At 37.8% G+C, this 12,089-nt stretch carries 15 protein-coding genes; 10 read left to right on the plus strand and 5 right to left on the minus strand.

Going from position 1 to position 12,089, the window contains the following annotated elements; translation table 11 throughout:
- The 7 genes from G504_RS0100325 to G504_RS0100355 all read left to right on the plus strand — a co-directional run bounded on the left by G504_RS0100325 (position 1) and on the right by G504_RS0100355 (position 5,634).
- Entirely contained in the window at positions 1-612 is a 612-nt protein-coding gene (locus G504_RS0100325; RefSeq protein ID WP_026348309.1) for a flavin reductase family protein, read from the plus strand.
- Positions 609-1,784: a M20 family metallopeptidase gene (locus tag G504_RS0100330; RefSeq protein ID WP_019668131.1), complete on the plus strand. Its 1,176-nt coding sequence runs from the start codon at positions 609-611 to the stop codon at positions 1,782-1,784. Before G504_RS0100325 ends, G504_RS0100330 begins: the two co-directional genes overlap by 4 nt.
- Positions 1,781-2,824 (plus strand): hypothetical protein, encoded by a 1,044-nt coding sequence (locus G504_RS0100335; RefSeq protein WP_019668132.1) that lies wholly within the window; start codon positions 1,781-1,783, stop codon positions 2,822-2,824. Before G504_RS0100330 ends, G504_RS0100335 begins: the two co-directional genes overlap by 4 nt.
- Before the next feature lie 82 nt (positions 2,825-2,906).
- The gene (locus G504_RS0100340; RefSeq protein WP_040443736.1) at positions 2,907-3,200 is read left to right on the plus strand and encodes a zinc ribbon domain-containing protein; all 294 of its coding nucleotides are present in this window, start codon (positions 2,907-2,909) and stop codon (positions 3,198-3,200) included.
- A gap of 16 nt (positions 3,201-3,216) precedes the next feature.
- A complete protein-coding gene (locus tag G504_RS0100345) occupies positions 3,217-3,942 on the plus strand; it encodes a hypothetical protein (protein WP_157472967.1) in 726 nt (241 codons plus the stop codon).
- A gap of 47 nt (positions 3,943-3,989) precedes the next feature.
- Positions 3,990-4,655, plus strand: coding sequence for a hypothetical protein (locus G504_RS0100350; RefSeq protein WP_019668135.1), 666 nt, complete (start codon positions 3,990-3,992; stop codon positions 4,653-4,655).
- 232 nt (positions 4,656-4,887) lie between these two features.
- A complete protein-coding gene (locus G504_RS0100355) occupies positions 4,888-5,634 on the plus strand; it encodes a slipin family protein (protein ID WP_019668137.1) in 747 nt (248 codons plus the stop codon).
- A 108-nt stretch (positions 5,635-5,742) separates the two neighbouring features.
- Here the strand turns inward: G504_RS0100355 and G504_RS18110 are convergent, their stop codons facing one another.
- The 5 genes from G504_RS18110 to G504_RS0100380 form a co-directional block, all read right to left on the minus strand.
- Positions 5,743-6,807 (minus strand): metallophosphoesterase family protein, encoded by a 1,065-nt coding sequence (locus G504_RS18110; protein WP_019668138.1) that lies wholly within the window; start codon positions 6,805-6,807, stop codon positions 5,743-5,745.
- An 11-nt stretch (positions 6,808-6,818) separates the two neighbouring features.
- On the minus strand, positions 6,819-7,091 hold the full coding sequence (locus G504_RS0100365; protein WP_019668139.1) for a DUF5661 family protein: 273 nt from the start codon (positions 7,089-7,091) through the stop codon (positions 6,819-6,821).
- 51 nt (positions 7,092-7,142) lie between these two features.
- Positions 7,143-7,904, minus strand: coding sequence for an SDR family NAD(P)-dependent oxidoreductase (locus G504_RS0100370; RefSeq protein ID WP_019668140.1), 762 nt, complete (start codon positions 7,902-7,904; stop codon positions 7,143-7,145).
- Between the two features lie 8 nt (positions 7,905-7,912).
- Positions 7,913-8,545, minus strand: a complete 633-nt coding sequence (locus G504_RS0100375; RefSeq protein WP_019668141.1) for a WG repeat-containing protein — start codon at positions 8,543-8,545, stop codon at positions 7,913-7,915.
- A gap of 154 nt (positions 8,546-8,699) precedes the next feature.
- Positions 8,700-9,155, minus strand: a complete 456-nt coding sequence (locus G504_RS0100380; protein ID WP_019668142.1) for a DUF2267 domain-containing protein — start codon at positions 9,153-9,155, stop codon at positions 8,700-8,702.
- Positions 9,156-9,349: 194 nt separating this feature from the next.
- Between G504_RS0100380 and G504_RS0100385 the strand changes: the two genes are divergently transcribed.
- From G504_RS0100385 to G504_RS0100395, 3 genes are read left to right on the plus strand one after another with little or no spacing between them, the layout of a single operon-like run.
- Positions 9,350-10,201, plus strand: coding sequence for a universal stress protein (locus tag G504_RS0100385; protein ID WP_019668143.1), 852 nt, complete (start codon positions 9,350-9,352; stop codon positions 10,199-10,201).
- Between the two features lie 9 nt (positions 10,202-10,210).
- The gene (locus G504_RS0100390; RefSeq protein ID WP_019668144.1) at positions 10,211-11,053 is read left to right on the plus strand and encodes a universal stress protein; all 843 of its coding nucleotides are present in this window, start codon (positions 10,211-10,213) and stop codon (positions 11,051-11,053) included.
- A gap of 49 nt (positions 11,054-11,102) precedes the next feature.
- Positions 11,103-11,951, plus strand: coding sequence for a universal stress protein (locus G504_RS0100395; protein WP_019668145.1), 849 nt, complete (start codon positions 11,103-11,105; stop codon positions 11,949-11,951).
- Positions 11,952-12,089 lie beyond the last annotated feature (138 nt).

Below are 12,089 nucleotides of genomic sequence, written 5' to 3' on the forward strand. Positions count from 1 at the left end.
ATGAACACTTTAAAGCAAGATAATTATATCCTCCTGGAACCTATAACCTCAATCTGGGATCAGGTTTTTACCGTAGCACCTTTGGTTATAATAGGCACAAAAGAAAAGCAGGGTTATGATCTTGCCCCCAAGCACATGGCCATGCCTTTAGGGTTTGGTAATTATTTTGGGTTTGTATGTACGCCAAGGCATAGTACTTTTGATAATATACTGGCAACCGGTCAATTTACCGTTAGCTTTCCATTACCGGACCAGATTATATCCGCATCTCTCAGTGCCAGTCCGCGAACAGAATACATTTCAAAATCTGAAGGGATAATTAATGCCTTACCCATCTTAAGAGCACCCTCAATAGATGCACCTATAATAGCAGACGCCTATTTTTATTTGGAGTGCGAATTATATAAAATCATTGATGGCTTTGACGATTATAGCATTATTACAGGTAGAATTAAGGCCGCGTATGCACATAGAGATTATTTGAAAGTTTCGGAAATAGATGAGCAGGAACAACTGGCAAAAAACCCTTTACTTGCTTATATAGCTCCTGGCAGGTTTGCAAAGATTGCGGCAACTAATGGTTTTCCCTTTCCAAAAAATTTTCAGCGATGAAAAATCCGCAGAAAATAGCGACCTCGGCCCGGGAGTATTTGTTGACCCAAGAGGAAGAAATGATTCTTTTTTTAAAGGAATTGGTATATCATGAATCTCCTTCGGATAAAATTAGTTCACAACACCAGATATTGACCTATTTAAAAGATAGGTTTTTGGCGATGGGTTATTTTGTTATTCATGTTTCTGGTAAAAATACGGGGGGATATTTGTATGCAAGACCCAAAAACAGGAATAAACATATGCCATTCCAGCTTTTGATTGGTCATTGCGACACGGTTTGGCCCTTAGGTACATTAGAAGAAATGCCTTTAACTTATAAGAGTGGTAAAATTAGAGGGCCTGGTATTTATGACATGAAGGCCGGAATTACGCAGATAGTTTTTTCTCTAATGGCCCTCAGGGAACTGAACATATCATCTAAGGTAGAACCAGTGGTATTCATAAATTCGGATGAAGAAACAGGGAGCAGGGAGACTACCAATGCTCTTAAAAGATTGGCAAGACTAGCAGACCGGGCTTATGTTTTGGAACCACCATTAGGCCTGAATGGTAAATTAAAAACTGCAAGAAAAGGTCTGGGTCGTTTTACCATAACCATTCGCGGCAAAGCGGCACATGCCGGATTAGACCCTACAAAAGGGGTGAATGCCATAGTTGAATTATCACAGCAGGTGCAGAAGCTCTATGCTATGAATGATCTTGAAAATGGGATTACTGTAAACGTGGGTATGATTGAAGGTGGTATCTCACCCAATATGGTAGCACCTTCCAGTAAAGCCGTGATTGATGTCAGAGTGCTTCGGGAATCTGATGGAGATGCAATAACAAAAAAAATAAAGGGATTAAAGCCAATACATAAAGATGTTAAAATGCAAATTGAAGGGGGGATAGGCAGACCGCCCATGGAAAAAACACCCCGAAATCAGCATTTATGGAATTTGGCAAAAAAACAGGGACAAGAATTAGGACTGGACCTTGAAGAAGCAACTGCCGGGGGAGGTTCAGATGCGAATACAACCAGCTTGTATACAGCTACTCTTGATGGACTGGGGACGCCCGGTGATGGTGCTCATGCAACACACGAGTATATTTTACGAAATAAGCTTGTTGAAAGAACAGCACTGTTAACGCTCTTATTATTATTGGAACCATTAAATGAAAAAACATGAATCATCAATTTATTTATACCTCACTAACCAGAATTTCTGATTTGCCTGAAATTGAATTTAATGTTGAAAAACTTCACAGGGAACATTGGGAAACCGGCGACTATGTTGTAAGTAAGATTCTGGATCCGGGAAGTAATACCTTAAATCTGGAGCTAATAACCGGCAGAATGCGGGGAGTAATTGGAGGAGAATCTGTAGTTGGAGCTCTGGGCGAACGTTTCGCGACCCTGGAAGCCACAGGGACATGGCGTGAAGTAAAAGCCGACCTAAGGATGAATGTTTTAACCGGAGGTGGTCTGATGGGAAAACTTACCTCAAAATCTGTTTTTATACCAAACATGATGGAGGTAGATTATTCAGGTCACGTATTCAGGAATGGTAAAAAAGTTACCATGAATGATTTTGTGGAGACCGTTGAACCTATCCCTTTTAACACACCGGTAATCCTCTTTGTAGGAACATCTATGTCCGCAGGAAAAACTACTTCTGCCAGAATTGTAACCAATCTTTTTAAGGCTGCCGGATATAAGGTGGTAGGCGCCAAGTTAGCCGGTGCCGGACGTTATAAAGATATTCTGGCAATTAAAGATGTGGGGGCAAATGCGGTTATGGATTTTGTGGATGTCGGACTTCCATCTTCGATTTGTGCGGCAGACGTTTACAAGAAAAAATTAGATCAGTTATTGAGCAGGGTTCAGCATCAAAATGCCGATGTTGCAATTATTGAAATAGGTGCATCCCCTTTGGAGCCCTATAATGGTGATCTGGCGATAAACATATTAAGAGAACATATTAAATGCACAATACTAGCCGCTTCGGATCCATATGCGGTATACGGATTGATGAAAGCCTTTGAAATTGTTCCGGACATTGTTACCGGCATTGCCTCCAATACCCTGGCAGGCATCAATATGGTTGACAAACTTTGTAATGTGAAAGCACTGAATTTAATTGATTCTTCAACTACCGAGGAATTAATGAAGGTGTTGTCTGCAAAAACTGGGTTTTCTTTATCAGGAAGAAGAAATGTTTACGGTTAACGCCTGTATAAGCTGATAAATATCATACGGTAATAATTTCGTGGGTTTTATCTTAGAAATGAAAAATAAAATTAGTTTAAGCATGAAAGCTTCAGAAAAGAATATTTGTCAGAGTTGTGGTATGCCAATGAAAAATATGACAGATTTTGGGACCGATAGAGATGGAAGTATTAATACAGATTATTGCCATTATTGTTATGAAGATGGGGAATTCACCGATCAAGGGATCAGCCTGGAAGAAAAAATGGCCAGGAATATCAGGATTGCCGAAAAACTGGGAATGTCCAAAACTACCGCATCTAAATTAGCCAGGAACACACTTCCTAAACTGAGACGTTGGAGGAAATCAAGTAAAGCCAGACAAAATATGGAATAATGCTGAAAAGGTAAAGATGGGAACAATTTTACTAGATGAACAAAGAAGAACACGCTTTACACTGCTTCAGATCATGGAAGGAGCAGAGGGAATACTTATAATTGTTGCTGCCTATTTAACCCTGTTTTTTAAACCATTAAGGGATCGCTGGGGATTGAGCTCAAAGGAGGCTAATTCCACATTCCCAGGGGATCATTTAGTGCCACAGCCGCGCTCGGAGTTTGTTCATGCCATAGAAATTAATGCCCCTGCAAGTTTGGTCTGGCCATGGATTGCGCAAATAGGGCAGGGAAGAGGTGGTTTTTATAGCTATGAGGCATTAGAAAATATATTTGGCTTGCAAATCTATAATTCAGATAAAATTTTGCCTGAATTTCAACAACCCAAAATAGGCGATTTAATTCCTTTTAGTCCAAAGGATGCTTACCCGGTTGTAATTTATGAACCTGGAAAAGCTATGGCTATTGAAAATTGGTATGATTTAAATAAAAGTTCTGTTTACAATCAGGCTTTGGAATCCCCTATGAACTATTTGCATCTAAGTTGGTTGTGGATGGTAGAGCCACTTGATGACAAAAGGTCCAGATTTATCTCCAGGAATAGGTTAGATTACAGTCCTTCCCTCAAAAACAGCTTACTATTCGGAATCCTGGGCGAACCTGTTGCGTTTGCTATGGACAGAAAAATGTGTTACGGCATAAAAAGAAGAGCGGAGAATTTATACAGGACTGCAGCGCAATAGTCATTAATTCCATTAATTATTTTCTTTACCCGGAATATCATAGGCTCATGAAATTAGATATACTTCCTGCAATTCCTAAACCCTCTATTTTGCTTTTACCCCTTGGTGGAATGCTGCTATTTGTTGTGCTGTATATTTTGGCAGCCCTGAATTACCCGGGAGGTTCATGGATTGTAATGGATCAGGAGGGATTCAATTTTTGGAACAATTATCTCTGTGATTTATTAGACCGGAATGCCATAAACGGAGAACTAAATCCTGCACGATTTTTTGCCAGAGCCTCATTGGGTGTACTATGTGTTAGCTTATTATTGTTGTGGTATTTCCTGCCGGGATTATTTTCAAAGAAAGGCATTAATGTTTTTGTAATGTGGCTGGCAGGTATTTTCTCGCTTGTGGTTACAATGTCCCTCACATCAGGGACTCATGATATTACGGTGCGTATAGCCGGAATTTTTGGCGTGATAGCCTTTATAAGCTGTTTTATAGAATTATATAAAGCTAATTATTTCTTACTCGTTTATTTCGGTATTGCATGTCTGCTAATCTTTTTGGTTAATTATTATATATATGAAACAGGGACTTTTATACGAAGCCTTCCTGTTATCCAAAAGGTCACCTTTATTTCCTTTATCCTGTGGTTTGCTTTTTTGGATATTTCCTTCTATAAATTCGTGAAACTAAAAAACGATAAAATCAGGATGAGTCATTAATAAGAGTCTGAATTTCAAGTCTTTCCGGGTATTACGAAGAATTGCCGAATCTCTTTTTTTAGAAGCTTAAATGTTTTGTTAAGGCTTATATATTTCGTAACTTTAAAAGAGCCGTTTCCCGGCCCGAACATGGACTTTTTCCTGCAGTTCTATTGCTTATAGGAGTAAAAAATAAAGAATGAATCTTAGGAATTATTTATAGGAAAATTATATATAACTTAAAAATTGCATTATGAACCCACTATTTGTATTTACCATAGTTTTAGTACTTTTTCTGTTTGCTGGTATAAGAATAGTCTATGAGTATAAAAGAGCATTAAAATTCCGGTTCGGTAAATATGTAAAAACATTAAAGCCTGGTTTCAGGTGGATAATACCTATTGTAGATACCATTCAGGTTGTGGATATCAGGGTGATAACCATTAATATTGTTTCTCAGGAAGTAATGACCGAGGATAACGTACCATGCAGTATAGATGGGGTGGTATTCTTTAAGATATATGATCCTGAAAAGGCTGTTTTGGAGGTCGAGGAATTTTCCTTTGCCATAACACAACTTTCTCAGGCCGCATTGCGGGACGTTTGCGGGAAGGTAGAACTGGATACAATTTTATCTAAACGTGAGGAAATGGGTAAGAATATCAAGACCATAGTGGAACAGGAAACTCATGAATGGGGGATAGAAATTATAGATGTTAAAATTAAAGATATCCAACTGCCTGAAAACATGAGGCGCATGATGGCTAACCAGGCTGAAGCCGAAAGATCCAGAAGAGCAAGAATCATTTTGGCTCAGGCTGAAGAACAGGCTGCAGGGAAACTTCTGGAAGCAGGCCTGCAAATAGATAAGTCGCCTTCTGCAATAAAGCTGAGGTTATATCAGACATTATCCAATATTGCAGCGGAAAAAAATTCTACAATCCTTTTTCCATTTCCGGAAGAGGTTTTACCCAGAACACCTAAAAAAAAGGACTCTTAGAAAATTGATCTTAAAGAAAGCACAGGCTCCGGAATCAGGAATTCGAAAGACCTTATTCAGGAGCCTGATGTATTATCGCCTCCACCTTAAATTTTGAGCAATAACACTTTAATATCCTTTACGGTCATAGGCACCGAAAAGTTCAGGGTCTAGTCCTTTTCGATCAAATATGCCTTTCAGCGCAATATTACCCATCTGAGGACCGTCCTTTGTCATAGTCACCCACATAACATGATCTACATTTCCAGGACCATCATGGTGGAACGAAGCACCTGCCGGACCCATAGTTATGTACTCATAACCATTGATGTTATCATAGTCATAATAGTGCAGGTGTCCTCCGAAAAATGTATGTTCCCTGTCTTTCACCATTTCTTCTATTGTTTTAAAACTCTCCGAAGGATTTTCCCAGCAAGGCTCGTGCATAAAGAAAAACGTCCAGCGCACATCGGTATTTTCTGCCAATGTCTTTTTAATCCAGTCTAATTGTTTTTCAGGGAATTCAACAGGTTGTCCCAAAGCTGCAATTACTGCCTCACTGGTCATAAATTCTTCCAGTAATTTACTAGCTGCTTCCGGATCCTCTAACTTAAGTTTGTTGTACTTTTTGAGGTCTTCTTTTATGCTCTCCGGTGGTGCAGGCCTTGAACCGTCTTCACTATTTAGAACCATGAATAGTACATCCCTATAAACAAAATGGTAGTAGTCAATACCATACCTCTCTATCCACACCTCTTTTGTTTCCGGAGTACTTACATCGTGATTGCCGATAGTACGAAAGAAAGGCATTTCTAGCTCATTTAAAAAATGGTCCGCTTCATCCCACATATTGTTCAAATCAGCCCTGTCCTCAGGATACCCTTCAATCATATCACCAACATTGATAACAAACTCTGGCTGCAAGAGGTTGATCTGATCCACGGCAAGCTTGAATGTGCCTTCAGGATTTGCACCTCCTGTGCGGTCGCCAATAATTGCAAATTGAAAGTTATCAGGGTCATTCTTGAAATCTTTTGCTGTCCAGGGTTTGTGTGTGGATAATACCTGTTCATCATATTCGAATACAGAAATATTTTCATTGGTTTTCTGTACTTTTTGAGTGCACGCAAAAAGCATTGTACTCATTATAAAAATTAGGCTTGTTTTACTGTATAATAATTTTTTGCTGTTCATAGTATTTGTTTTTAATGCACTTTATTTAAATCCCAAAAGTTTTCGGCTTCTTTTTCCATTTTCTCCAACCTGGTGTAGTAATCCGGAAATTCTTTTAAATGCGCCCATGCAATTTTCCCGGTAAGGTATTTGTCGTCATCGGTAACATTGGTTTCCGGAAATCGTGTGCCGTGTTCAAATTCTACATTAATTCCATCGGTAAACTCATCCAGACTTACCTCTTCCCAATTGATGCCTAGAGATTCTCCAATCTCTTTGGCCTCATGTTTTTTAATTTTTTTCATTTTCCTTATTATTTTCAAAAATTTCTTATCGGCTTGTGGAGGGCATCTTTTTTAACCGGCCATTAATCCCCCATCTATGACGTAAGTGCTGCCGTTTACATATTTGCTTTCATCCGAAGCGAGGAATAAAACAAGATTTGCAATTTCTATAGGTTCAGCATACCGTGAGAATGGCACAATTGCCTCAAATCCTTTTTTTACCTCTTCCGTATTATCAGGGGAAATATCTGTTTCAATACGCCGCATCATTTGTGTATTTACCGGCCCGGGATGTACCGTATTTACGCGTATATTCCTGTCTGCAAATTCTAATGCAGCCACTCTCATTATCCCTATAACGCCATGTTTGCTGGTTACATAGGCGCCCAGATCCTTAAATCCTTTTAGTCCGGCAACGGATGATGTTATGATCACGGAGCCGCCCTCAACCATTTTCGGGATGACGTATTTACATCCATACCAAACGCCTTTAAGATTTATGGCAATTACCTTATCAAATATTTCGTTCGGATAGTTTTCCAGAGAACTCGAGGTTCCTTCGATTCCCGCATTATTAAAGAACAGGTTTATTTTTCCAAACCTGGACAGGGTTTCAGAAGTGTATCGTTCTACATCAGCAGGATTAGATACATCAGCCACACAATAGGCCAGATTAGAAGAATTCAGTTCTTCGGAGGTCGATTGCAGCTTTTCTTTGTTAATGTCTACCAGCATAACACTTGCCCCTTCCTCAAGAAACAATGCAGCTGTACTCTTGCCTATTCCCGCAGCTCCTCCGGTAATAATGGCAACTTTATCTTTTAATCGTTTCATAATGGTAGTTATAGATCAAGGTTTCGTATTTCCCACTTATTTGTTGGAGATTTTACTGCTAAAGTATTGACAGATAAAAACTTAGCACGCAGTTCAGGCAATTCATACCGTCTTTTAGACATCGAAATTCCATCTCTCTTATTTATTAGCAGCATAATATCGCCTGCGGTATCTAAAAGAACTTCACTAAATTTATAATCATAGATGTTCAACTGGAAATTGTTTTTGCCTCTGAAGTCTTTTGTAACAAGAATGCCAACGGCAAATCCTTCGTTGAACTCTGTTAGATTCAAATATTCGGGCTCTATTGTTACTTTACCTTCAGTATTTATAAAACCATAGATTGGAATCTCCTCTTCTTCCATGATTTTTTTAATCATACATCGGCCATTTTTAAATTGAGGGAAACGAATCCCGCTTACATCATTAATCGAAGTATTAGCTGCGCTGTTCCAAACAAGGTCATCCCTGAATTCTATTACTAATTTCCCTTCTTTATTGATAAACCCCCATTCATTTCCCTTTCTTATAGCTGCTAACCCTTCGCTAAATGGGGCTATTTCATCAATTCCCGTGAGCTCTTGTGCAAAGAGTATAAAAGGTAACAGGACTAAAGCGCAAAGCGTGAATAATTTTTTCATGTGTGTTCGTTTTTATTTAAAGGTGTTGATTACAACACCAGATTAAGTTGTTTTTACCTGGTAAAAATGACCTGAGTCATTCCAAATACAAGATACAGACTACATTTACCCAATAATTTAACCGGCTTAGGGTGTACCAGTGTCTTCTTATATTTTAAAACATAATATTTGAATAAATCATGCTTTTGAGATCCTTAGGTAGTCCATCTCTGATATCTTCCATTTCTCCCAGGGAAATGTATTTTCTAAGATATATAAAGGTTGTATCTATATACTGCTCAGCCACTTCATCGCTGTATTCAAAATCATTGATGGCAGCCGGACCGTCGTACTTTCTCACAAGGTCTATAAATTCTGCCATTTGTTTTATTTTCAATTTCTGCTTACCCCTAAGCGTCCATCCGTTTACGTAAACCGCTTTTAAAAACATTGGTAATTGTGCAATGAATTGCAATGATTCCTCAATAGTAATAATATCACGCAGGCTATGGAGAATAGCAGCTAATATCCTTCCCGCCTTTTCAGTGTCTTTGCCAAGATTCATTTCCTTGGTGTATTCCTTTAGAAAGGTATTTCCCTCTGTTGCATATTTATTAAAATTTAGTGCCATGATCGTAGTTTTTAATGTGAACCCTAAAGTTGAGGATCAACATCAACAATACAAATGATCTTGGTCATCTAAAACCTTATTTTTCAATTCTCAATTGTTAACTGTTTCCAATTCTTTTTTAAAAAACACTACTGATTAATATCATAGTTAACATCCCGGATGCTCAGTAATTTTGAGTTATAAACACCTGTATTATGAACATTCTTCTTCCAACCGATTTTTCTAAAAATTCCGGGAACGCTATAGCTTACGCGATGGAGTTATTTAAAAATGAAAAATGTGACTTTTTTTTCCTTCATACGTATACTCCTTCATTTTACAGAATGGATTATATGTTGGGAGGGCCTTTGTTTAGTGCTATTCCTGATTCTGGTGTTGATATCTCGCTTGCAGGTTTAGAAAAAACATTGAAAGATGTAAAGAAAACCTATAAAAACCCAAAACATACCTATACCATTATTTCAGCCTTTAATACTCTCACAGATGAAATCAATGAGGTAACAGTAGAAAAGGAAATTGATATGGTCGTGATGGGAACACAGGGCGCAACAGGTGCCAAAGAGATTTTTCTCGGAACTAATACGGTCTATGCTCTACGCAAGGCTATTGCACCGGTTCTAGTGATTCCGGAAAGCTATACCTTCCAAAAAATTAAAAGGATATTACTGCCATCAGATTATTTAACGAATTATAAGCAAAACGAATTGAGCATGGTTATTAAAATGGCCAAAATGAACAAAGCAGAACTTATTGTTTTACATGTAAAAGAGGAGTATGATCTGACCGCGGGGCAACAGGAAAATAAAATGGCTCTCTATCAAAGTTTTGCCGGTTTGTCTACAACATTTACAGAATTAAAAGGTAGTATAATGCCAGATGCAATTTTAGATTATGTCAAAAATAATGAGATTGATCTCCTGATGATGATGAATAGAAAACATTCATTTTTTGAAAGGCTTTTTGAACGACAAAATGTAGATCAGATAGGTTTTCATATAAAAATACCGTTCCTGGTTATCAGAGATACAGCTAAGGTTATTAAATAAGAGATTCAGATGAAAAATATTTTATTGCTTACCGATTTTTCAAATAATGCATGGAATGCCATTTTCGCAGCTCTGAAAATGCATGAACATATCAGGTGTCATTTTTATTTATTAAATACCTATGAGCCCAGTTTTGCCAATATTCTTGGGGATAAGAGTAAAGAAAGATTGGGAGTGATTTATGATTCACTTGCGAAAAACTCCTCAATTGAACTTGATAAGATTATAAGCTATCTGGAAGATAATCATAAAAATGACAACCACACATTTGAAAAACAATCCATATCAAATGATTTAGTCAGCGGTGTAAAGGAAATATGCAATGAAAAGGATATTGATTTGATTGTCATGGGAACTAAAGGAGCTACCGGGGCCAAGGAAATTTTCATGGGAAGCAATACGGTAGAACTAATCAAAAAGGTTAATAACTGCCCAATATTTGCGGTCCCAAGCGAGCATGATTTCAAAGACCTGAGTAAAGTTTTGTTTCCCACCGAGTTCACAAGACCCTATACAAAATATGAGCTGAAACCTCTTATTGAACTGGCAACTATATGGGACTCAGAAATTTTAATATGCTATGTGGCCCGGGAATTTACGTTGCTTGAAGAACAATTAGCCAATAAATGGGTTTTGACAAAAAGACTGGAAAAAGTTGCGCATTCATTTCACAATGTGGAATTGCAGGCTACTGTAGCTGACGCTATAAGTAATTTTGCAGAAGAGACAATGGCGGATATTATTGTTATGATAAATTACGAGCATACTTTTATTGAGAAATTAACCCGGGAAGCCGTCGTGAAAAAAGTGGGCTTTCATTCAAAAACCCCATTGCTGGTTTTACCACAATGAGTGGTAAAATTTTGTTATTGAGCCAACAATAATTTTAATACTTAGTATAATGATGCGTATAATTCTACCGACAGATTTTTCTAAAAATGCTTGGCACGCAATTAAATATGCGGCTTTTCTTTTTGAACAATCACCCTGCTCTTTTATTATTATCCACGCACACCAAGTAAGCCCCTCTGGTTTAATAAGCACGATCAATAAGGAACGGGAAACCAGATTACATGAGATTACGGTTAAAGAATCTGAACGAAAGCTCAATAAAATTGTAAATCACTTAAATAAAATTAATAAGATTCCCCGTCACCGGTTTGAAGGCGAACTGGTGACCGATTCTTTATTAAATGCAATAGGCCGCGAAGTAATAGACAAGGATGCTGACTATATTATTATGGGAACCCAGGGTGCATCTGGCATAAGTGAAATTTTTATGGGTAGCAATACAGTTAGCGTTATAAAGAATATTAATTTTTGTCCGGTTATCGCCGTTCCCAATTCCTATGATTTTATTTCATTCGAGGAAATTTTGTTTGCCACAAATTTTAAGCACTTGTATCAAAGGGTTGAATTACAACCATTGCTGGATCTTGCCGAACTTCTCAAAGCCAGGATTAATGTTATTCACGTTATCGAAGAAAAGGAACTGAACGAAGAACAACAGCAATTAAAGAAATTGCTCCGAGATTTATTGGGAAAAGATAACATTGATTTTGAAGACTTTGAGTATCATCCGAATATCGCATTAAAAATTAGCGACCTGTGTGAAAAGAAGAATGCAGGAATGATTGCAATGATTAACTCTCAACACGGTTTCTTTAAGGGGTTAACACACGAACCTGTTATTAAGAAAGTTGCTTTTAAAACAAAGATTCCCTTTTTAGTACTGCCGGAAATAGAATAAGATTAGTAATACGGGGCAGAAGCTTAAAAAACCTCCTGTTTTACAATTTATGGGCCCTTACCAAAACCGTAACTTTTTATAAGCGTAGTTTATCGATTGAGTAATCAGAATAACATAAATTTGCACTTTGTAAATCCT

Source organism: Eudoraea adriatica DSM 19308 (assembly GCF_000382125.1).
Taxonomy (GTDB): Bacteria; Bacteroidota; Bacteroidia; order Flavobacteriales; family Flavobacteriaceae; genus Eudoraea; species Eudoraea adriatica.

What these genes read in the sequence shown, in the direction of transcription:
- G504_RS0100325 (WP_026348309.1), top strand. Translation starts at nt 1, where the DNA reads ATGAACACTTTAAAGCAAGATAATTATATCCTCCTGGAACCTATAACC.
- G504_RS0100330 (WP_019668131.1), top strand. Translation starts at nt 609, where the DNA reads ATGAAAAATCCGCAGAAAATAGCGACCTCGGCCCGGGAGTATTTGTTG.
- G504_RS0100335 (WP_019668132.1), top strand. Translation starts at nt 1,781, where the DNA reads ATGAATCATCAATTTATTTATACCTCACTAACCAGAATTTCTGATTTG.
- G504_RS0100340 (WP_040443736.1), top strand. Translation starts at nt 2,907, where the DNA reads ATGAAAGCTTCAGAAAAGAATATTTGTCAGAGTTGTGGTATGCCAATG.
- G504_RS0100345 (WP_157472967.1), top strand. Translation starts at nt 3,217, where the DNA reads ATGGGAACAATTTTACTAGATGAACAAAGAAGAACACGCTTTACACTG.
- G504_RS0100350 (WP_019668135.1), top strand. Translation starts at nt 3,990, where the DNA reads ATGAAATTAGATATACTTCCTGCAATTCCTAAACCCTCTATTTTGCTT.
- G504_RS0100355 (WP_019668137.1), top strand. Translation starts at nt 4,888, where the DNA reads ATGAACCCACTATTTGTATTTACCATAGTTTTAGTACTTTTTCTGTTT.
- G504_RS18110 (WP_019668138.1), bottom strand. Translation starts at nt 6,807, where the DNA reads ATGAACAGCAAAAAATTATTATACAGTAAAACAAGCCTAATTTTTATA.
- G504_RS0100365 (WP_019668139.1), bottom strand. Translation starts at nt 7,091, where the DNA reads ATGAAAAAAATTAAAAAACATGAGGCCAAAGAGATTGGAGAATCTCTA.
- G504_RS0100370 (WP_019668140.1), bottom strand. Translation starts at nt 7,904, where the DNA reads ATGAAACGATTAAAAGATAAAGTTGCCATTATTACCGGAGGAGCTGCG.
- G504_RS0100375 (WP_019668141.1), bottom strand. Translation starts at nt 8,545, where the DNA reads ATGAAAAAATTATTCACGCTTTGCGCTTTAGTCCTGTTACCTTTTATA.
- G504_RS0100380 (WP_019668142.1), bottom strand. Translation starts at nt 9,155, where the DNA reads ATGGCACTAAATTTTAATAAATATGCAACAGAGGGAAATACCTTTCTA.
- G504_RS0100385 (WP_019668143.1), top strand. Translation starts at nt 9,350, where the DNA reads ATGAACATTCTTCTTCCAACCGATTTTTCTAAAAATTCCGGGAACGCT.
- G504_RS0100390 (WP_019668144.1), top strand. Translation starts at nt 10,211, where the DNA reads ATGAAAAATATTTTATTGCTTACCGATTTTTCAAATAATGCATGGAAT.
- G504_RS0100395 (WP_019668145.1), top strand. Translation starts at nt 11,103, where the DNA reads ATGATGCGTATAATTCTACCGACAGATTTTTCTAAAAATGCTTGGCAC.